The following is a 19,699-nucleotide window of genomic DNA, read 5'->3' as shown; positions in this document are numbered from 1 at the left end:
CTGCAGATAATCATGCATCAGATATAATGGCGCATTTTAAGTGCCAGTCCCAATTTAAAAAGATTATCGCTGTCATCCAAACTGTAACCGCAAAGGCTCTCTATCTTCTTAATCCGATACGCAAGTGTATTGCGATGCAGAAAAAGGGACTCTGCAGTAGTATTTCGGACACCCATATGTGCAATTAGCGTTTCCAGTGTTTCCAGGAGATGTCCTTCATTTTTCTTATCGTATTCCAGAAGCTGGCTTAAAATCCCATTGGTGTACTCTTTGTAAAACGGATCCTTGCACATGCGCTTCAGCGCCTGCTCAAACCGGATCTCTTCAATATACATGATATCGGAACTTCTGTGAAGGCGTCCGATGGAGATGGCATCCCTGGCTTCTTCATAGAGCTTGCCAAGGTCAATAAACTGCTCTGCTACGGACGATATCCCGGCGGATACCCGCAGTCCCCCCTTATCGTGAATCCTCTGGGATATTTCTGCGAATACCTGTTTCAGCATCTCCACCGTATAGGACTGGGAAAGAATGCAGGTAAAACTGTCATTTTTATTTACAACCGTACATTTCACCTGTTTCCTGCCGACAGAATCTTTAATCATATTAATGACTGCATCTTTTGTATTTTGGATATCTTCTTCATTTTTATTCTGAATGTAGGATTCAAAATCATCGATATCCATAACCACCAGACGAATAGGCGGCTTGATCCAGTTGAGGGCATTTGCCCGGTAATCCGCTTCATCCGGAATCTTGATATTACCGGTTAAAATATCAACAAAAAGATTGTTGTCCATAACCTGTGTACTGTATTCAAACAGCTTTAATTTTGTAAACTCCAACAGATTATTCTGCTTTTCTACAATCGCCACCATAATTGGATAGCTCAGCTCAATGAATGGCAGGTCATCCGGCATAAGAATCAATGGAAATCCCAGCTGCTTAGCCAGCTCCACCACAGGCTCCGGAAAGCTTTCCATAAATCTGGATTTTATTGCGAGGGCTGCTGCATCCTTTTCGTACAGAGCCTTAACGAGACTGCATAATTTATCAGCATCATCACGAAATGCATAGCCAGTTGTAATATAAAAGATATTTTTACGAATCCATGGCTCGATATCCGGCTGTTCAATGGAATCGATAAAGGAAACATCCCTAGCGAGTCCTTTTTCTCCAGCCAGGAGACGGCATCCAAGCCTGGATGCAATCTCATAAGCCTGTGCAACGGTAATTGCCATACTACACCACCTTTTTCTTTTGATGTTACATTTTCTTATTCTATACCGTTTATTATACCAAGAAAAACTAGGTTTTCCCAGACTTTTTTAACAAAGGAGGTCTCTATGACTGATGATTTATTAACTTTAATGAAATCCCGACGCAGCTGCAGGCATTTTCTGGATAAAGCAGTCCCCTGCAAGCTTCTAGAAACACTGATAGAAGCCGGGCGCTTCGCTCCCTCAGCCAGTAATGTACAAGCCTGGAAATTTTGTCTGATCACAGATCCGGATCTGGTACGTAAAGTAGATCTTTTCAGCCCGGGCTTAAGCGGCAAACCTCCCGTAATCCTGGCAATCTGCTCTGACCGTGAATATGCAGGAAAACGGGGCGGAGTAGCTGCCAGCGAAATCCTTGCGACCATAGATGCCTCCATGGCAGCTGAAAATATAATGCTGGAAGCAGTTTCCCTGGGTCTTGGAACCTGCGCAATCAAATCGTTTAATAACGCCGCTGTCCGCAAACTGCTAAAGCTTCCCCCACAAATCGAAATAGAACTTCTGCTCTCCATTGGTTATCCGGATGCCGATCCCCACATTCCCCTTAGGAAACCCCTGGAAGAAATTTTATTTTACAACGAATGGAAGGAGACATGCATTAATGAATGAACAAATCAATAAAGACCGTTGTTTTGAATTATTAGTCTATCTGGTGTCCAGTGCAGCCGGATTAAAAAAAGAGCCGCATATTTACGGCTCCCTCCGTCTCATCGAAGCCTCCAGACAACTTGGACAGATCCTCGCTGATGCGGATGATACCAAAAGTGCTGCTTTTAGAGAATTGATAGATACCATTGAAAACAGTAAAAATAAATGTATGACGGATCAGGATGCTTTTTATCAAATGTTAGAAGAAGCATCGTTAAAACTGGTAGACTGCTGTTAAAGTCTCCATGAACAAAAAGGGCTGCAAACCCTTCACCCGGATTTAGCAGCCTCTTCTATAATTAAAAGTTAAATCTTTTGGCAGATCTTGCAAAGTTCTGTATATTCTATGTTCATATGGTCATAGACCTCTAAAACCGGTTTGCAGGTATTCCTCACATTTTCCATAATTTCATCAAAATGTTTAATCATAATATCTACTGTCTGATAACACAACAGCCCGTTCTCTTTCATCTCCGATAAAATACCAACAATTTTCTCTTTACCGAATGCCTCTTTGTAGCTTCGCCTTCCGTACAGCGCACTTACAATATCCGCAATTGCAACAATCCGCTCACTAAGTGTCAGATCATCGCTTTTCAACCCCCTGGGATATCCCGATCCGTCTAACTTTTCATGATGTCGTAAGGCAATTTTAGCAACTACAGGTTCAATTTCACCATTCATAATTTCTTCGGTTATATTTACATGGGTTTTCATAATTTTCATCGCCTGAGGACTCAGCTTGCCCGGATATTCCAGTATTTCAACCGGTATTCCAATTTTCCCCAGATCGTGCAGCAGAGCGCCATAATAAATTTGTGTGACCTGGTTTTCGTCAAGATCCATCAGTACAGCCAGCTCCCGGCTGATACTTGTTGTTGTAATCGTATGTATCACGGTAAACGGACTCCGAAAATCAATAGCATAGACAATCATTTTCAGATAAGTATCAATTTCTTCCTTTGCGTAAGATGGATTCCCCAGGGACATAAAAACCTCTTTAGATATATTAAGCTTTTCCTCATGATTACTTCTTAAATTCTCTAGAACATGATCTTTTTTCTCCACGTTTAAAAATAAATCGACAACTTCAGAGGAAAACTTTTTCTCACGAAAACGCTCTAAAAAATTCGTAATATCTTTCACCTCACCCGTTTGCATGCACACATCCATCCGATCCGCTAAATTCACAATCTGAGCCCATTTAATGATATCACTTTGCAAATCAGGTATCCGGATAAGCTTTTCATAATCCGTATGATGAAACAAAATTACGGATGACAGCTCCGAAAAAGGTGAAAGGTACTTCAAAAACAGGTAACCATAGATAGAATGATTCCAGACATTTCCTGTTTCGAATTGCACCATATCATTGATTTCTTCTGTTTTATATGCTCCAACATCATGAACCATCGTGAGAAAGCAGAGATCCCTTATCCTTTTTTGGTCTGAAATACCCTCTGCTTCCAGCATTTTAAGAACAATATATGCCACTCTGATTCCATGGTCCACCAGACGCTCGTCCACATGATTCAACGTCCGGCACACGATTCCCGCCATATTTTTACTGCTAATCTGTTTCATTTCACTCTCCTGCAAGCAACCTTAGTAAGTTGTTCATTTCTTTTTGTCAGATATAACTTTATTATATATGAAATTATTTATACTTACAATTAAAAACTTACAGGAGAAGTACTTTCTTTTTCAATACTTCTAATAGATAAGAGCGTATTTCAGACACGCTCTTATCTGCAGATGCTCTTGCGCATTTTTCTTATGCGCTTTATAACTATTTTCTTATTTAAAGTATCATACAACTCTGGTTATTGAATCCAGAATGTATCCGCCATCAGCAGCCAGTTTGCCCTGAAAAGCTGCATGATCTGCCAGTAACCGGCACCGACCAGACCAAATTCCTGAATCAAACCAAACTTTGCCCTTATACTTCGTACATCCTCAAACCATACTTCATGTTCTGTCCCTCCATCCATATAGTGAAAAAAAGGTGACTGCGCCACTTCATCATACTGTATCTCTACTCCATATTCGATTGCAATCCGGACAGCTTCTATATTTCCAATTGTCCGTGCTCTGGTAACTCCCCGCTCATATGGAAGCGGCCAGTCATATCCATAATTAGGGATTCCCAGCTTGATCTTTTCCGGCGGAATCTCAGTTATGGCATATTCGACGACTCTTCGCACCATATTTAGCGGGGCTACTGCCATTGGCGGGCCGTATGTGCAGGTACGCTTAAGGTACAGGTGATTTTGCATATACTAGTATACCAGATTATTTCTATAAAAATTTACTCTTTTTTCCCTTTTTGTTTAATTAATTGATTTACATAAGTACTCAATCCCGCAACTAAGATGCCTTGCACAATAGTCGTAAATGCTGCCAGTGCAATATCCTGATAATTTGAAAAATGTGAAGTTGTTAATACCCATAAACCACAAAGTATAATTCCTCCTATGCCAAGTATAGCAGGGATATATTTATCCTTCACAGTCTGACTTTGCTTTAATCCCTCACCAACAAAATAGAGCACCAACGCCGCTATAATTAATTCCGGTTTTATATAATCCATGATATCCATAATTTAAAACTCCTATTTGTGTGCTGATTGATTGATATGTTTCTCTAACTTTTCATAGGCTTCGGATACATTACCATTAGCGCCGAGCTGTTTTAAACCATCCAAGCAAGACAGTAAGCCATAACATATCAGACACTGCTCTTCTTTTAGTCTGTTGATTTCCTCAATTTTTTTATTTTGTCTGAGGTACCAGCGGTATATCGTAAATATGCAGCTGAAAATTATAATCACTGCCGTTATAATACTGCCAGTTGTGATTATTGTATTTGAATCTATATACATATCATCATACTCCTTACCCCTTATGCCTTTTATTATTGTACATTTAGAAAGGGGGAGATTTATCTCCCCCTGGACCTTTTTTAATTTATATTTTCATAAAACATTTGACGTAACGCTTTTTAATATTTCTTTTTGCTATATGGGTCAGAAAAATCACATTCTCTACCATAAGTTCTAATAAAAAATCCTCCATCACGCCCATGTTTTCCAGTGGAAAAGATAAAACTCTGCCATTTTGTCGGCCACTCTGCATCCGTAATTAATTTTTCTTCTCGAAAATATTGTTTTGCATTAGCTAAAGTAGTATCGGCAAGTGGTGAAGTAGCAGAATGCATCTCTGCTGAAACTATAATCTTATTTACATTCACAGCTTTTAAAAAGTCTAAAGACATGTTATTCGCAGTTCCATGATGTCCTTTTTTTAAGACAATTGCGCCTAAATCTTTTGCAGTGAATCTATTCAGGCTATAATCCGCAACAGCTTGTGCCTTTGAAATTTTTTTCGCAGCTGCAATATCAGCTGCAAGATTGATTTTGTTGATCGTATTTGTTATCTTTACATTCCAATCAGCTTCATCTGCCGCCTTGCCCAATAATAATTCTTCTGTATACAACTCAGCATCTCCCATTGCAAGAAATTTTCTTCCTCCATTAATAATTTTCATAACAATAGACTGATTATTTTTTGAAGAAGAACCATCTACAGAATTGTTATTACCTATAATTTTTCTTATATATGTCAATTTATCAGCAGTATTATCCGATGAATTCGATAACCATTCAAGCGGCATAACGTCAGCAGGATAAGGACTAAGGATATTGAAAATCAAACCGTCTACACTAAAACAATTTCCTGCACAAACTGTTTTTAATTTACTAAAATGTTCAGCATAATAAATCATGTTTTTAATATAATCGGTATTTTGCATAAACGGCAATTTACAGTTTACTCCTAAAACCACATTAGAAAACTGATATCTTACGCTTTTATTGGTCTGGTTAGCCTGATTATATACCGCTTGAGATCCAGACCATTTATAACCAGTCAGATACTGAAATCCTTCCAAATGATCGTGATGAGGATGCGTATTAATAAAATAGTCAATTTTAATAACTCCATTCGTTGCTTTTAATCCTACTGTCCCTCTTAAATATTTATCAATCTTATCCGCGGTATCTTTCAAACCACAGTCAATTAATACTGTATTACCATTCTTTGTTCTGATAAAATGGCAATCTCCTGTTTTCGGCTTACCACCTTCCACACCGGTTACTCTTATTGAATGAAATTCCAGCATGTGTGACTCCAACTGACTAGGGATCTGAACATTAGTTTTTACTAACTCTTTAACTACTGTTGCATTACCCTTTTTGGAAGTATACGCCTCAACTTTACAGCCTAAAGTATATACTGCTCCATTAGTTAATCCCTTATAAGTAAACTCATTCGATGTTCTTGTTGATTTAACTGCTCCATTTAAGGTAAAAGTATATTGCTTAATATAGAATGAATCCGGAACCCCAATTACAAACGTAATTGCTGCATCATTCCCTTTTTTACCTCTTTCACTTGTTTTCAGCATCGTAAATACCATATCAGTTGCTGCAGGTACTGCGGCACTTCGGCTGTTAATGCCATTCATCATTACTTCAGTATCAGCATAAAGTCCGATTGTTCCCGGTTCTTCCGGCAGTTTCACGACTGCCTGATATTCTCTGCCACTACCTGTTACTAAAAGTTTCGCAGATTCACTCAATGTACCACACATTTTAATCATACCAGGATTAAATGACTCCACTGCATCTTCAGAAACTTTGATATCATAGATTACTTCTGACCCACCTATAACAGCGTTTTCTCCATCCACCTTTGTAATAGTTACCTGTCCAAATTCTCTTGTGACTTCATTCATTTTTGTTTCCTCCTAAAATTTTTATTTTTTATGCAGTGGATTTCAGGATTAACAGTACGTTTATCTTTTTCGTATCAATTCCTCAAAATACAAGATTTCATCGTTCCTGTTACCTCTAACTCCCTTGCATATAAACATTGTATCATGTATTTTTATGCATGCTATGCAACTTGAGATATCTGGTAACTCTTTTACTGATCACACTTTGATCCAGATGGATCTTCCTCTCCACTTCTTTCTGCGTCAAGTTTTCCAGATAGAGGTAACGAAATATCATACGGGTTGTAACATCTTCAATATCCGTAATAAACTCCTCCACCTCCAGCTTTTGTGCCTCACACTCTTCCATCTGATGCTTCAGTTTTTTCTCAAGTTCCAGTACTCGGCTCCTTTTATCTTTACTACAGCCCATCGCCTGATTTTTTTTATCTGCAAGCTGCATCTTTAATGACGCAATCTCTTTTCCAAGGACTTTATATTCTTCTAACATCTTCTTGTCCAACATTTCATACTCCTCCCATATTTCAGTTTTATAAATACAAACGTAACGATTTCCACCCTTTGGCATATACTATTTCGAGGTGATTAAAATGCAGTCTTGTGAACTGGTAGCAACAATCAGCGCCATCGCATGTGCCATATCCAAAGGGAAATCTCCTGATGAAATAGCCCTTATGGCTACGATCTTCAGCCAGTTAGGTGATACTCTGGCTACGATATCCGCCCAGGAAGCGCTTTGCGCACCAAACAACAGAGCAGCAGTCACGCCAACGGATACGCTAAGGGATACATCAATGGGTACATCTACGGATGCATCAACGGATACATCAATGGGTACGTCTACGGATGCATCAACGGATACATTAATGGGTACGTCAACAGATGCATCAACGGATACATCAATGGGTACGTCTACGGATACGACAGCAAATGCGTCAGCGGATACACCAAAGGACACGGAATAATTTCTGGGTCCTTTTCTTCAGTTTTTCTTAAGTATCTTTATAAATCTTTTATTCTCCTGCCACAACTTTGACACATTTACTTGTTATATTATGTACATACAAAGCGATAGAGCTTTTTTACATATACTTTTCTCTCCCTCCTGGACTAGCTGCGGCTGGTCCTATTTTTTATTCTTTTTACCATAACGCTCGTGTAAGATATCCCACTCGTCCCACAAACTCTGAGGTATATTACATGCTTTATTTTGCTCTTTTGTCCGTCTTTGCAGTACATAGGATACACTGCCTGCTGACACCTTGGCTGCCCTGGCAATCTGACGGTGAGTATATCCCTGCTCATGCAGTTTTCTGATTTCTTCCTTTTTTTCATTACAGAGTGCTTTCAAATCTGCCTGCCTCCTTTTCCTTCCATCAGGAACATTTTCTTATGCCATCCAGGCATACCAATAATCCAAAAATCTCTTTTACGGTGTAACTTTTCTCTTCATCTATATCTGTTAATGTTTCAAACCACCCCTCAGCAAAGGCAACCGCACATTCCTGTGTAAACCCTTGCGCTTTTGAGCGTTCCTCTATTCTATTGATCAGCATGCGCATATTTCCTTCTCCTTTTCCTATATTTACTTTTTCTGTGGTCATCTGACTCTCTGTGTGAGGTTCATCGACGACGCTGCTTCCGAGGCTGCAATATTTAAAATTTTCCTTACTTCATCATCATTCCTGTCCCGATAATAATCATCGCAGAAACAAACTTTTGTCTCGCCTGTTTCTATTTCTTCTATAATATGTCCCATAAAACCCTCACCACCTCCAGTATTATCTTATGAAGAGACTTCTGTCCTTGTTTCAGATTTCATAAAAAGACCGGTATTACACACCTTTTATTTCTGAAATAACTTTCCTCTCTTCCATTGACACCGAATATATTTAATGGTAAAATATTCTATATTCGAACACTTGTTTGTTTTTTATTTTTTCCTATCGAATAAATAGTCGGGGCTGTACTTTGGAAATAATACTTTTTGTATTTTCAAAGCATCTTCATAATAAAATCCATTTTTTGTTGCCCCGTTGACAATATCACTGACAGTTTGATAGCGGTACCCCAGAAGCTCTCCCATTTGTATAAAAGTGACTTTTTCAACTTTCATTACCTCTAAAAGATTGTTATACATATTTATCCCCCTTGATTCGTAATTCCGTATTCGATATAGCAATTATATTCTTAATTCAGTATTATGTCAATAGGTTTTGTTCTTAATTTCGAATTTATTCGTAATTTCGAATATTTTCAATTTACAAAATGCGAATTCTAGTATATAATAAAAAGAAAACAAAAGAGGTGAATATCGTGGAAAAAGCAAGAATCTTGGAGAATTTAATTAAGGAGCAGGGCTTTAACCTCAAATCCTTTGCTGCCAAATGCGGCATACCGTATACTACGCTTTACGGTATAATTAAAAATGGAGTTGGGAAAGCCAGCGTCGACAATATCATCATCATCTGCAAAAATCTTGGCATAACGGTAGAATCACTGGAAGATATGGCAAAAGGCGGCTCTCAGAACCAATACGAGCCTTCGTACGATGATATGGAACAGCTGATTGCCCGCAACGGGAATAAACTCACAACAAAGGAAAAAATGAAATTAATCAAACTCTTGTCCGAATTAGAATAATTCGGGAAGGTGAGTTTTATTGGACTATCAATTTATTCAAGAAAAAGTATCTGATGTAATCATAGAGTGTGGGATCAAATCTTTTCCAATTGATACTTTTCATTTATTACGGCATTATGGCTACAAGATTTATACCTATGATGAAATTCGGTATCAAAACGAGCAATTATACGAAGTTGCCATAAAGTATTCATCCGATGCTTTTCGTTTTAAAGGCATTGTCTGTTACAATTCAAATCAGGCTTCCGGACGCATCTGTTTTTCTTTGATGCACGAACTGGGGCACCATATTCTGGGACATAACGGAGATCAAAAACAAAATGAAATAGAAGCAAACTACTTTGCAAGCAATATTCTGGCACCGCGCATGGCCATTTATTACGCCGGCTGCAAAAATGCAAACGATGTACACCGGTTATTTAAGATAACATATGAAGCTTCAGAATATGCTTTTGAAGATTTCAGACGCTGGAGACGTTATCTGGTTACTCATGGACACCGGTTTACTCCGGTTGAAATGGCGATATACCATCAATTTTATAATCAAGACCAGGATAAATTCGTATGGAGTATCCGGGAGTGCAGCAAGTGCGGCAGATCCATTTACAATGACCTGTTTGCCAGCCTATGCTGCCGGTGCAAGCAAAAAAAGATATCTCGCAGAAGTAAAACGTTTCTCTGTGATGATCCAATATTTGGACTTTTCTGTGACGAACAGAGCCAACAGAATATTCGAATTGCGGAATATAAATGGCTCTATGGAGACGATTACTAAATGAATTTTCAAATATGCTTTAGAGCGTGTTTTAAAATTGCTTTCTGGCAGCTGTGCGTCACAGTTTGTGGGAGATTTGTCCCGGATGAAGGGCGCGTAGCGGGCTACGTAACCTGAATTCGGGGCAAATATGCCGCAAAGTGGGGTGTGCAGATGGCAGGAATGAATTTTCAAACACGCTCTAGCGCGAACAATTTCTGAATTTAGGTTCAGCTGATTATGGTTCAGCATGATGGGACCCCGGGGTTGTGGCATGCCGGACGCTATTGGTATGGAACATATAAAATGCATAAAGTAGCTGATTATCTGCATCCTCTGCGTATTTGTTTAGTCCGTGTCTTTTACTTTTACTACGCATTAATTATCACTCCGCTCAATAGAATAAACCAGGGGTGATACTATGAAACCTTACTATATCTATTTAAGGAAATCCCGCACCGACCGTGAAGCGGAGCTGCATGGAGAAGGCGAAACGCTTGCCCGCCACGAAAAAGTTCTCTTAGAGTTTGCCCGCCGGAATCAGATGCAGATCTCTAAAGTATTCCGGGAGATAGTTTCCGGTGAAACGATTGCTGCACGTCCTCAGATGCAGGCTTTACTGCTGGATGTGGAACAGGGATTGTGTGAAGGCGTTCTGGTAATGGAAATTGAACGTCTGGCGAGAGGGGATACAAAAGATCAGGGCATTGTGGCTGAAGCTTTTAAGTATGGAAATGTAAAAATTGTTACACCCATGAAAACCTATGATCCTGCTAATGAATTTGATGAGGAGTATTTTGAATTCGGACTTTTTATGAGCAGACGTGAATATAAAACCATTAATCGAAGAATTCAGAGAGGGCGTATCGCTTCCGTTAAAGAAGGAAAATTTATTTCCAGCATAGCTCCCTATGGTTATGACAAAGTACCAATTGAAAATGATAAAGGCTACACTTTAATGATTAATCCGAAAGAGGCTGAAGTTATAAGGATGATTTTTAACTGGTATACGGCTGGAATCATGCAGCCGGATGGTACCTGCCGCCGATTGTCTACTGCTGCTATATGCCATAAGCTGGATTTACTTCATCTGAAGCCCCAAATAAAAGACCACTGGTCACCATCCAGTATCCGAGATATTTTAAAAAACCCGGTATACACCGGCTCTATCCGTTGGGCATACCGTAAGGAAATGCGGATTCTTAAAAATGGAATGATCGAAAGGCACCGAACCACCTCTAATGACTATATTCAGTGTAAAGGGCTTCACGAGGCTATAATTTCTCAGGAAATCTTTGACACTGCTCAAACACGAATGCAATCCAATCGAAAATCACCCACGAAATGCAGTAACCTTCTAAAGAACCCACTTGCCGGAATTATAATCTGTGGAAAATGCAATACGCCCATGACACGTCTGGCTCCAAATAAAAAATCAAATTACGCATTCATAAAATGTCCCAACAGAGATTGTGACAATATTTCTGCTCCGCTGGATCTTCTGGAAAAACAGCTGCTGGCAGCTTTAGATTACTGGCTTCAAAATTGCGTACTGAACCTGAATCATAGGAATAACCCAACTTATGGTGGTAATGAACTTCATTTTCTAAAGAATTCTATTGATGAATTAAAGAAAGAACAGACAGCCTTAGATAAGCAGCTAGATCTTACCTACTCTTATCTGGAACGGGAGATATACACTGAAGTTGAATTTCAGAAAAGAAAAAGTTTTATTTCTTCACAAATAAATGCTTTAAGATCAGACTTATCCACATTACAGTTTGAATATGAACAATTATTGTGTATCCCGCATTCTTCTTCCCCGGAGGCAATAAGGCAGACTAAATATTCGTTTGTGGATATTTACTGGCTTCTGGAAAGTGTTACTGGGAAAAATCAATTATTAAAAGCTGTGTTAGAAAAAGTGGAATATCTCAAAACCGAACGGAATAAACGTGGCGAGAAATCCCGGGCAAATTTTCAATTAACTATCTATCCGAAAATTCCCAAGGTATAAATGACCTGTATTCCTGATGTACGTATGTGTATCCCCATTCATAAGTCATCAGCAGAACCCGGTTTGCCGCCGCTCCCAATGCCGGATAATCCTTCCCTTCATACAGCAATCCTGCCTGGTCTGCAGATGTCTTAGGTGCCAGGGCTACCGAAACCTGGTAGCCCAGTGCATTAAAAAAGCCAACAGCATTTTGCACAAATCTGGTAAAAGCATCTCTGTCTTCAGCCAGGATATATTCAAAATCAATATCCAGACCCTGATATCCCTTTTCTGCCATAACAATCCGAAGATTCTCGAACAGCTGCTGCTCGGCAGCCGGATTATTAACAACAGCTGTAATGAGATTATTATTAAACTGCCCATCTTCCCCAAAAGGTGTTAAGGTCAGGATTGGAATTGTTCCAGACTCAATCGCCATCATAATCACCCAGGTATCATCCATGACAGGTGGAACCAGTTCTCCCTGACTTGTAAACCCATAAGAAAAAATCGCTATTTCCGTCAAATAGGGAAGGGTCTGTGCCAGAACCCAGGGACTTATAAAAGGATATGCATAACCGTTAGATACAATTTCCCGTCGATCCGCATTTTCATTTACCCCCGGCATCAAAAGCGCCTGGCCAACAGCAAGCTGATATGGATACTCCAACTGATTGTTATATATCAATGCATCCAAGGATGCTCCATATCTGGATGCTATCGTATTCACACTATCTCCGCTTTGAACTACATATATCCACATTTTATTATTACCTTACACTTTATCATAATTAATATATGAAAAAGTCCCGTAAGCGTTTGAGTTTACGGGACTGAATATTATGATCCATCAGAAATTAATGATTAGATTTCAAAACATTTCTTTGAAATTAGTGTGTTCCTCTATCTGTGCCGTCACTTTAACCATCTTGGAAGTATCCCCCAGTAAAATCGCTCCGCACAATCTGTTATTTGAAAAATAATATTTTTCATAGATCATCTTCATGGGATCTTTGAATTCTACTGTTTTGTATTTTATATCCGGATTCTTGCCATTATCACCAATGGCAAATAAAGCCGTATCCATTCCATGAAATGTTAAAGCTGCATTTACGGTCTCATAAGCAACGCTGTCACCTGCTGCATTGGCTCCGGCTACTTTCCCCATCTCCAGTGCCTGAGGCCAGATGGCGTAATTGATGCCTTCGTACTGGGCGCAGTCACCACAAGCATAAATATCTGTAAGATTGGTATGCATTTTTTCATCCACTACAATCGCACGGTCTGTCTGTATTCCTGCTTCCTGGGCAATCTTTGTATTGGCTCTTACACCTGCAGAGACAATAACTAACTCTGCCGGAATCACTTCACCGCCAGCCAGGCGAACTCCTGTAACGGCACCTTCACCTTCAATTTCTTCCACATTTGCTCCGATACGGATATCCATTCCTTTATCCAGTATGATATCCTTCAGCATATCACCGGCTCCTGTATCCAGTTGTCTGCCCATTAACTGATTTGCCACTTCTACAATGGTTACCTGGCATTTTGCTTTACTCAGTTCCCATGCGGCTTCCAGCCCCAGGACACCTCCTCCGATCACGACAGCATGTTTCACATTCGGAAGCATTTTTCCGATCTTAACTACATCTGACAGTCTTCGGATTGCAACTACCTGTTCCTTATCATGTCCTGGAATTGGAGGCACAAAACATTCAGAGCCAAGGGCATAGATGCATTTATCATATTTTAGTTTTAACCCATCGGAAAAAGCGACTTCTTTTGCCTGGGTATCGATACTTTTTACTGTTTTATCCAGTACATTAATTATATTCCTGTCCTGGTACCACTTTTCATCATGAATTGCAAGCTGTGACGGGTTAAAAGATGCCAGCATAGATTTCGTAAGCATTGGACGGTTATAGCTTAGTACTGATTCATTGGATACCATTACGATAGAACAGGTCTCGTTCCTTTCCCGGATAGCTTCTGCTGCACTCACTCCTGCTGCGCCATTACCCAGAATTAAGTAGAATTCACTGGTATTGTTCTTGTAACTTACTTCATCAACCTCTACCGGAACAAAATTTTCTTTTCCAACTCCGCAGACCGGGCATATCTCTATTCCTTCTTCAAAAATTTCACCGCAAACCAGACATTTTACCAGCTTCTTTTTCGCTGATTTTTCCTTTGTCCTGGGATTTTCTTTATCCAGCAGCACACATCCGAAATCATAGCCATAATCATAAGCTTCAATCAGATCATTTTTTCCAGGCTTAAATTTAATCTTCAGCCCATCCACAACTTTCATGCGCAGTTGTTTCAAACGCTCCACGATGTGGCTGACACCTTCTCCGCTCCAGCCAAAGCTGCCAAAGGCACTAGCCAGTTTACCGCCATGAGTACATGCGAACATGGAAGTGGTCAGATCCCAGATCGGCTTAAGTGCCTCTCCTACAATAGTTGGTGTTCCAAATAAGATACCATCCGCAAATCCGATATCCGCAAGGACTTCATCTTTATCTGATGTCACCATATCATGCAGATGTACATCTATCTTGCCGCTTTCCCGGATTCCTTTCGCTATCTCTTCCGCAATTTCCGCCGTATATCCATAGGCGCTCACATATGGGATTACCACTGTTTTCTGCTGATTTGGATTGATTACGGTACTCCATTGCCGATAAGTATCCATGATTTCTTGAATATTACAATCCAGAACCGGTCCATGTCCTGTGCAGATCATATCAATATCCAGATTTTCTATTCTATTCAATGCTTTTAACATGTACGGCTTAAAAGGCCCGATTATATTATCAAAATAATATTTAAGTGCTCTCATATAGCCATCTTCATCCGTAACCTGGCTGCGCAGAACACCGTCAAAAGTATAGTGGCTTCCAAAAGAGTCGCAGGTTACCAGCACTTTGTCTTCTGCTATATAAGTATACATCGTATCCGGCCAATGCAGGTTTGGCAGAATCATAAAATGAAGGGTCTTATCTCCCAGGGAAAGGGTGTCATTCTCCTTCACTGCAATGCTGTAGAAGTCCCGGTTTACAATGTTTTTTAGAAAACTGATGGCTACAGCAGTACCAACAATTTTAATATTAGGATTCATTTCTATCAGTTTTTCCACACTGCCGGCATGGTCCGGTTCCGTATGATCCACTATAATATAATCAATCTTATTGATATCCACCAGCTGCTCTAACTCTTCGAGGTAAGTGTCAAAAAATTTAAACTTTGCAGTCTCAAACAAAGCTGTCTTTTCGCTGCCTTTTATCAGATATGAATTATATGTGGTTCCAAACTCCGTTTCCATTATAATATCAAAGACTCTCAGATCCTTGTCTTTAATTCCGGTCCAATATAAATTTTTCTTTAATTCTAAAGTCTCCATACTACACCTCTCCTTTGCGATTGCATTTTATATCTGCTATTTTAACACATATTCCAGTCTAAATATATGCTTTCGAAAAATTTAAGAATACTTGCCCAGCGTATTTGAAAATGCTCCCAATCCGGTCCTGACACGCTCTGGATAGTATACTAAAGGTCGTCCACAAGTGCTGTACTTTTGGCATAGGCTGTGCTTCTGGCCTCAAAGAAATCTGTCTTTATCAGATTTGCATTGCTGTACTGGCTCACCCAGGACATACTTGCAGGCTCTTCATCATGTCCTTCATACAGCTTTTTAAAACCAAGATTGGTACAGCGCAGATTCCCGAGATATTTAATATAATCCGTGATCATTTCTTTGGTAAGTCCTGGTATTGCATCTCCGATCACGTAATGTCCCCAGCGGATTTCCTGTTCGCAGCCTTCCCGGATCATCTCACGGTACACATCTACTTTTTCATTAGTGAACAATCCCGGCTCTTCTTTTTTTAACTCCAGAATTATGTTCCGAAACAACCACAGATGCGTATTTTCATCCCGGTTAATGTAACGGATTTCCTGTGCAGAACCGGGCATCTTATGATTTCTTCCTAAATTATAGAAAAACATAAATCCACTGTAGAAATACACGCCTTCTAAGATATAATTGGCTACTACCGTCTTTAAGAATGTATCGGAATCTTTTTTCTTCTGGAATTCGTTATAAAGCTCCCCGATAAAGGTGTTTCTTTCCAGAAGGTATGCATCGTTTTTCCACTGGTATAAAACCTCATTCCTTTTCTGGGGTTCGCAAATGGTATCCAGCATATAGCTGTAACTCTGGCTGTGTACCGCTTCCTGAAATGCCTGTATGGATAGGCATAGATTTACCTCATTTGCCGTAATATATTCTGCAATTGCAGGCAGATTCGCTGTCTGTATACTGTCCAGGAATACCAGAAAGGACAGTATTTTATCGTAGGCACGGCGTTCCTTGGCTGGCAGGCCCGGATAATCTTTCACATCTACGGTCAGATTAATTTCCTCCGGTACCCAAAAATTATTCATCGCCTGACGATACCAGTCACTGACCCATCCATATTTCATATTATTAAAATCATTCAAATTGGTTGTATTTCCGTTAATCATCCTCCGGTTTCTTACGTCAATATCTCCTTCGGGATTAAATAACGGCTTTTTTCTTAATTTTTCCATGCTGCAAACTCCTCCTTAACTGGAACATACTTCACATTCTTCTACCTCCAGGCTTTTGGAGCGTATATAATAAAGTGTCTTTACCTCATTTTCCCAGGCTGAAATATAGAGGTTCAATACCTGTCGAAACGTGTAGTCATTTGTAATATACAGGTTTACACTCTGTGCCTGGTCAATATGCCGCTGCCGGATACCGGCTGCCCTCACTGACCATTCCTGATTAATATAGTGTGCATTTTTATAGAGCCAGAATGTTTCATAAGATAAATCCGGAGCAACTCTTGGCATAAGCCCGCTCTTTTTCTCTTCTAAAAAATACCGGTTCATAATGGGATCCACACCTGCAGTTGTCCCTGCAATGATACTGGTGCTGCTGGTGGGAGCCACAGCCATAAGATATCCGTTTCGTATTCCCTGCTTACTAATACTATCTTTGAGTTCCATCCACCGCTCATCCGAATAGCCGCGCTTAGCAAAATAGGAGCCGTTATCCCAGGCACTCCCTTTAAAATAAGGATAGGCACCTTTTTCTTCTGCTATTTTTCCGCTTGCCTTAATTGCAGCAAAATTGATATTTTCAAATACCTTATCTACAAAATCCAGATGAGTTTCCGTCTCCCAGCCGATTCCGTTTTTTGCCAGCATATGGTGATATCCGCTGACTCCCAGTCCGATAGCACGGTAACGCTGATTGTTGATCTTCGCATAGGGGACCGGATAAAAATTAAGATCGATAACATTATCCAGGGCGCGGACTGCACTTTCCACAATCTCCTCTAAAGCAATCTTATCGGTAACTTCTATATTCCCCAGAGACAGACTTGCCAGATTACATACTACGTAATCCCCCGGTTTCGTTACGGAGACAACTACCGTTTCACCATCTATGACTTCAACCCGCTCTTCTACCTGCTCTACGGGGCTCATGTTCTGGGCGATTTCCGTGCAGAGATTACTGCAATAGATCATGCCTTTATGTTTGTTGGGATTCTTATCATTTACCTGATCTCTGTTAAAAGTAAAAGGCGTTCCTGTCTCTACCGCACTTTTAATAATCAGGCGGATCAGTTCTTTCATGGGAATTACCCTTTTATGAATCCGGTAGTCTTCCACACAGGATTGGTATTTTCTTTCCCATTCATCTCCAAAACTGTCTTCCAGTGAATACCCTTTAACGGTAAGTATTTCGTGAGGGCACATCAGGTACCAGTCCCCTTCGATATCCTCTTTTGCCTTTTTCCAAAATAAATCCGGATAGCAGACTGCCGGAAATACATCATGGGCTTTCATGCGGTCATCCCCATTATTTGTTCTCAGGTTCAGAAACTCAGGCAGGTCTTTGTGCCATGCATCCAGATAAACTGCAACTGCACCCTGACGGACTCCCAGCTGGTCTACTGCTACTGCCGTATCATTTGCAAGCTTAATCCAGCGGATGACGCCCCCTGCCGCCCCTTTAAATCCCCGTATTGTGCTCCCTGCTGCTCTGACTTTTCCAAAATACAGTCCCATGCCGCCGCCAAATTTACTGACCTGGGCAAAATTGTCTATACTTCGGTAAATTCCTTCCAGGCTGTCCGGAACCGTGTCAATAAAGCAGGAAGAAAGCTGATGATAAGGCTTTCTGGCATTAGATATGGTTGGAGTTGCCATGGTAACCTGCAGCGTACTCAGCATATCATAAAACCGTTTCACCCAATCACTTCGCCCTGTCTTCTCCTGCATTCCAAGGTGCATGGCAATTCCCAGAAACATTTCCTGCGGTGTCTCCAGCGGAGCATTGGAGCGGCTTCGGATCACATAACGGTTTAGCAAAAGCTCTAATCCGGAATAGGTAAAGAGCTGATTGCGTTCATCCACTAAATATGTTTCAAATAAATCTATTTCTTCTTTACTATAGTGTTCTAATATATAACTTCCATATAGATCTTCCCTTGTCAGATAAACAATCTTTTCATAAAAACTATTCAGATTGTATTCTTCCATCTGTACGGTAAGTTTCTTTTGAAACTGCAGCATCAACAGGCGCGCAGCAATAAACTCCCACTTGGGAGCTTCCTGTGTGGTAAGTTCTACTGCCGCTTTCGTCAGCATTGCCAGTTTCTCTTTCAAGCGCATATCTGGTTTCTGAAATGCCAGAAATTTAGCCAGAAGATGTTCCAGACTGTACGGCAGATCCATGTAGGATTTCTGAACATCCTTCAGCACAGAATCCAGAGCCTGAAATTCCATAAAATATGTCATAATGCTCTGCCTTGCTGCCCGTTCCCGGCTGCGTTCATTCCGATACAGTATAAAGCTTTTCAGTGCACCGTAATAATTCATTTCTGTCAATGTAATCTCAATCTGGTCCTGAATCATCTCTACCTGAAGAGGTACCCCTTTTTCTACCAGCTCCATAACTTTCACTTCAACAGACGCCGCTATCTTCTCCAAAATTTTATCCGTGCACTCCTGATTCACACTTAAAAAAGCAAGTCTGATTACATTCTTTATTTTATCCAGGGTATAATCTTCCGACTGCCCATTCCTTTTCAAAATCTCCATATTCAGTAACCTTCCGCATTCATTATTTAGTATTAGTTATCATTACTATAATGATACTAGCACAATATATAGCATTTTGCAATTATTTTATTTCTACATTTAGTAGATCTTAAGCTTAAAATTTTATACACGGTGTAGATTGAACAATTTTATCTTAAATTGGGGTTTTGCTGATTAAGGACGCTTTGTAGATGGAGGTAGTGTACGGAAAGATGGGCGTGGGAAACTGGCATGGGCTCCGTCAGCTGGCCGCAGAACTGGTATTTTCTAACCTTTCCGAAGCGCTTTTTGGCGGCACGCGGGCATTCACCGAGAAATCCTGATGCATTTCTCGGTTCAGTACCCGCTTAGTATCCGATGGGAGCCAGTCGAATACTATCCGCCAAAAAACACTTCGGAAAGGTAAGTAAATACTCAGCTCTGCTCTACGCTTCCTCCGCC

General features: G+C 40.2%; 20 protein-coding genes and 4 pseudogenes. 8 read left to right on the top strand and 16 right to left on the bottom strand.

The window, feature by feature from the left end; all coding sequences use genetic code 11:
- Window positions 1–17: 17 nt before the first annotated feature.
- The gene (locus CD03_RS0107075; RefSeq protein WP_027293039.1) at window positions 18–1,241 is read right to left on the bottom strand and encodes a PucR family transcriptional regulator; all 1,224 of its coding nucleotides are present in this window, start codon (window positions 1,239–1,241) and stop codon (window positions 18–20) included.
- Between the two features lie 105 nt (window positions 1,242–1,346).
- Here CD03_RS0107075 and CD03_RS0107070 point away from each other — a divergent pair, with 105 nt between their 5' ends.
- Complete coding sequence (locus CD03_RS0107070) at window positions 1,347–1,889, top strand: nitroreductase family protein (RefSeq protein ID WP_027293038.1); 543 nt, start codon at window positions 1,347–1,349, stop codon at window positions 1,887–1,889.
- The gene (locus tag CD03_RS0107065) at window positions 1,882–2,166 is read left to right on the top strand and encodes a DUF6092 family protein (protein ID WP_027293037.1); all 285 of its coding nucleotides are present in this window, start codon (window positions 1,882–1,884) and stop codon (window positions 2,164–2,166) included. The genes CD03_RS0107070 and CD03_RS0107065 overlap by 8 nt, the downstream gene beginning before the upstream one ends.
- 68 nt (window positions 2,167–2,234) lie before the next feature.
- Here the strand turns inward: CD03_RS0107065 and CD03_RS0107060 are convergent, their stop codons facing one another.
- The 6 genes and pseudogenes from CD03_RS0107060 to CD03_RS32735 all read right to left on the bottom strand — a co-directional run bounded on the left by CD03_RS0107060 (window position 2,235) and on the right by CD03_RS32735 (window position 7,227).
- Window positions 2,235–3,512: an HD-GYP domain-containing protein gene (locus CD03_RS0107060; protein WP_052377719.1), complete on the bottom strand. Its 1,278-nt coding sequence runs from the start codon at window positions 3,510–3,512 to the stop codon at window positions 2,235–2,237.
- A gap of 239 nt (window positions 3,513–3,751) precedes the next feature.
- Window positions 3,752–4,165, bottom strand: a pseudogene (locus tag CD03_RS0107055) (glycosyl hydrolase family 18 protein); the annotation flags it as partial.
- Between the two features lie 71 nt (window positions 4,166–4,236).
- A complete protein-coding gene (locus CD03_RS0107050) occupies window positions 4,237–4,527 on the bottom strand; it encodes a phage holin family protein (RefSeq protein ID WP_027293034.1) in 291 nt (96 codons plus the stop codon).
- Between the two features lie 12 nt (window positions 4,528–4,539).
- Window positions 4,540–4,809 (bottom strand): hypothetical protein, encoded by a 270-nt coding sequence (locus CD03_RS0107045; protein ID WP_027293033.1) that lies wholly within the window; start codon window positions 4,807–4,809, stop codon window positions 4,540–4,542.
- Window positions 4,810–4,928: 119 nt separating this feature from the next.
- A complete protein-coding gene (locus CD03_RS0107040; protein WP_027293032.1) occupies window positions 4,929–6,722 on the bottom strand; it encodes a ComEC/Rec2 family competence protein in 1,794 nt (597 codons plus the stop codon).
- A gap of 142 nt (window positions 6,723–6,864) precedes the next feature.
- Window positions 6,865–7,227: a hypothetical protein gene (locus CD03_RS32735; protein WP_044289218.1), complete on the bottom strand. Its 363-nt coding sequence runs from the start codon at window positions 7,225–7,227 to the stop codon at window positions 6,865–6,867.
- 85 nt (window positions 7,228–7,312) lie between these two features.
- On the opposite strand from CD03_RS32735, the gene CD03_RS32730 reads away from it, so the two are divergent.
- Window positions 7,313–7,687 (top strand): DUF6774 domain-containing protein, encoded by a 375-nt coding sequence (locus CD03_RS32730; protein ID WP_044289217.1) that lies wholly within the window; start codon window positions 7,313–7,315, stop codon window positions 7,685–7,687.
- Window positions 7,688–7,848: 161 nt separating this feature from the next.
- Here CD03_RS32730 and CD03_RS0107025 read toward each other — a convergent pair whose 3' ends face one another.
- The 4 genes from CD03_RS0107025 to CD03_RS0107010 all read right to left on the bottom strand — a co-directional run bounded on the left by CD03_RS0107025 (window position 7,849) and on the right by CD03_RS0107010 (window position 8,862).
- Complete coding sequence (locus tag CD03_RS0107025; protein ID WP_027293031.1) at window positions 7,849–8,073, bottom strand: helix-turn-helix domain-containing protein; 225 nt, start codon at window positions 8,071–8,073, stop codon at window positions 7,849–7,851.
- Between the two features lie 25 nt (window positions 8,074–8,098).
- Window positions 8,099–8,326 (bottom strand): hypothetical protein, encoded by a 228-nt coding sequence (locus CD03_RS0107020; protein WP_027293030.1) that lies wholly within the window; start codon window positions 8,324–8,326, stop codon window positions 8,099–8,101.
- Window positions 8,323–8,481 (bottom strand): hypothetical protein, encoded by a 159-nt coding sequence (locus tag CD03_RS37740; protein ID WP_156042821.1) that lies wholly within the window; start codon window positions 8,479–8,481, stop codon window positions 8,323–8,325. The genes CD03_RS0107020 and CD03_RS37740 overlap by 4 nt, the downstream gene beginning before the upstream one ends.
- A gap of 174 nt (window positions 8,482–8,655) precedes the next feature.
- Entirely contained in the window at window positions 8,656–8,862 is a 207-nt protein-coding gene (locus CD03_RS0107010; RefSeq protein WP_027293029.1) for a hypothetical protein, read from the bottom strand.
- 176 nt (window positions 8,863–9,038) lie between these two features.
- Between CD03_RS0107010 and CD03_RS0107005 the strand changes: the two genes are divergently transcribed.
- Together CD03_RS0107005 and CD03_RS39425 are read left to right on the top strand one after the other, a co-directional pair.
- Window positions 9,039–9,365 carry a helix-turn-helix domain-containing protein gene (locus CD03_RS0107005; protein WP_027293028.1) on the top strand — a complete coding sequence of 109 codons (327 nt, stop codon included), beginning with the start codon at window positions 9,039–9,041 and terminating at the stop codon, window positions 9,363–9,365.
- A 19-nt stretch (window positions 9,366–9,384) separates the two neighbouring features.
- Window positions 9,385–9,801 (top strand): annotated as a pseudogene (locus CD03_RS39425) (ImmA/IrrE family metallo-endopeptidase); the annotation flags it as partial.
- A 189-nt stretch (window positions 9,802–9,990) separates the two neighbouring features.
- Here CD03_RS39425 and CD03_RS39420 read toward each other — a convergent pair.
- Window positions 9,991–10,254, bottom strand: a pseudogene (locus tag CD03_RS39420) (DUF6783 domain-containing protein); the annotation flags it as partial.
- Between CD03_RS39420 and CD03_RS39415 the strand changes: the two are divergent.
- Window positions 10,177–10,341 (top strand): annotated as a pseudogene (locus CD03_RS39415) (DUF6783 domain-containing protein). The pseudogenes CD03_RS39420 and CD03_RS39415 sit on opposite strands and share 78 nt — an antisense overlap.
- A 199-nt stretch (window positions 10,342–10,540) precedes the next feature.
- Window positions 10,541–12,136, top strand: coding sequence for a recombinase family protein (locus tag CD03_RS0106995; protein WP_027293027.1), 1,596 nt, complete (start codon window positions 10,541–10,543; stop codon window positions 12,134–12,136).
- Here CD03_RS0106995 and CD03_RS32720 read toward each other — a convergent pair.
- The 4 genes from CD03_RS32720 to CD03_RS0106975 form a co-directional block, all read right to left on the bottom strand.
- Window positions 12,108–12,878 (bottom strand): LysM peptidoglycan-binding domain-containing protein, encoded by a 771-nt coding sequence (locus CD03_RS32720; RefSeq protein WP_052377717.1) that lies wholly within the window; start codon window positions 12,876–12,878, stop codon window positions 12,108–12,110. The two genes, CD03_RS0106995 and CD03_RS32720, sit on opposite strands and share 29 nt — an antisense overlap.
- Before the next feature lie 108 nt (window positions 12,879–12,986).
- The gene (locus CD03_RS0106985) at window positions 12,987–15,518 is read right to left on the bottom strand and encodes an FAD-dependent oxidoreductase (protein ID WP_027293026.1); all 2,532 of its coding nucleotides are present in this window, start codon (window positions 15,516–15,518) and stop codon (window positions 12,987–12,989) included.
- Window positions 15,519–15,667: 149 nt separating this feature from the next.
- Window positions 15,668–16,711 carry a ribonucleotide-diphosphate reductase subunit beta gene (locus CD03_RS0106980; RefSeq protein WP_027293025.1) on the bottom strand — a complete coding sequence of 348 codons (1,044 nt, stop codon included), beginning with the start codon at window positions 16,709–16,711 and terminating at the stop codon, window positions 15,668–15,670.
- Window positions 16,712–16,726: 15 nt separating this feature from the next.
- Window positions 16,727–19,258, bottom strand: a complete 2,532-nt coding sequence (locus tag CD03_RS0106975) for a ribonucleoside-diphosphate reductase subunit alpha (protein ID WP_027293024.1) — start codon at window positions 19,256–19,258, stop codon at window positions 16,727–16,729.
- Between the two features lie 191 nt (window positions 19,259–19,449).
- On the opposite strand from CD03_RS0106975, the gene CD03_RS38830 reads away from it, so the two are divergent.
- The gene (locus tag CD03_RS38830; RefSeq protein WP_255348069.1) at window positions 19,450–19,581 is read left to right on the top strand and encodes a hypothetical protein; all 132 of its coding nucleotides are present in this window, start codon (window positions 19,450–19,452) and stop codon (window positions 19,579–19,581) included.
- Window positions 19,582–19,699 lie beyond the last annotated feature (118 nt).

It is taken from the genome of Robinsoniella sp. KNHs210, from assembly GCF_000686105.1.
Classification (GTDB): Bacteria; Bacillota; Clostridia; order Lachnospirales; family Lachnospiraceae; genus Robinsoniella; species Robinsoniella peoriensis.
The sequence above is the reverse complement of the archived record's forward strand: the minus strand, read 5'-3'. Positions and strand labels throughout refer to the sequence as shown.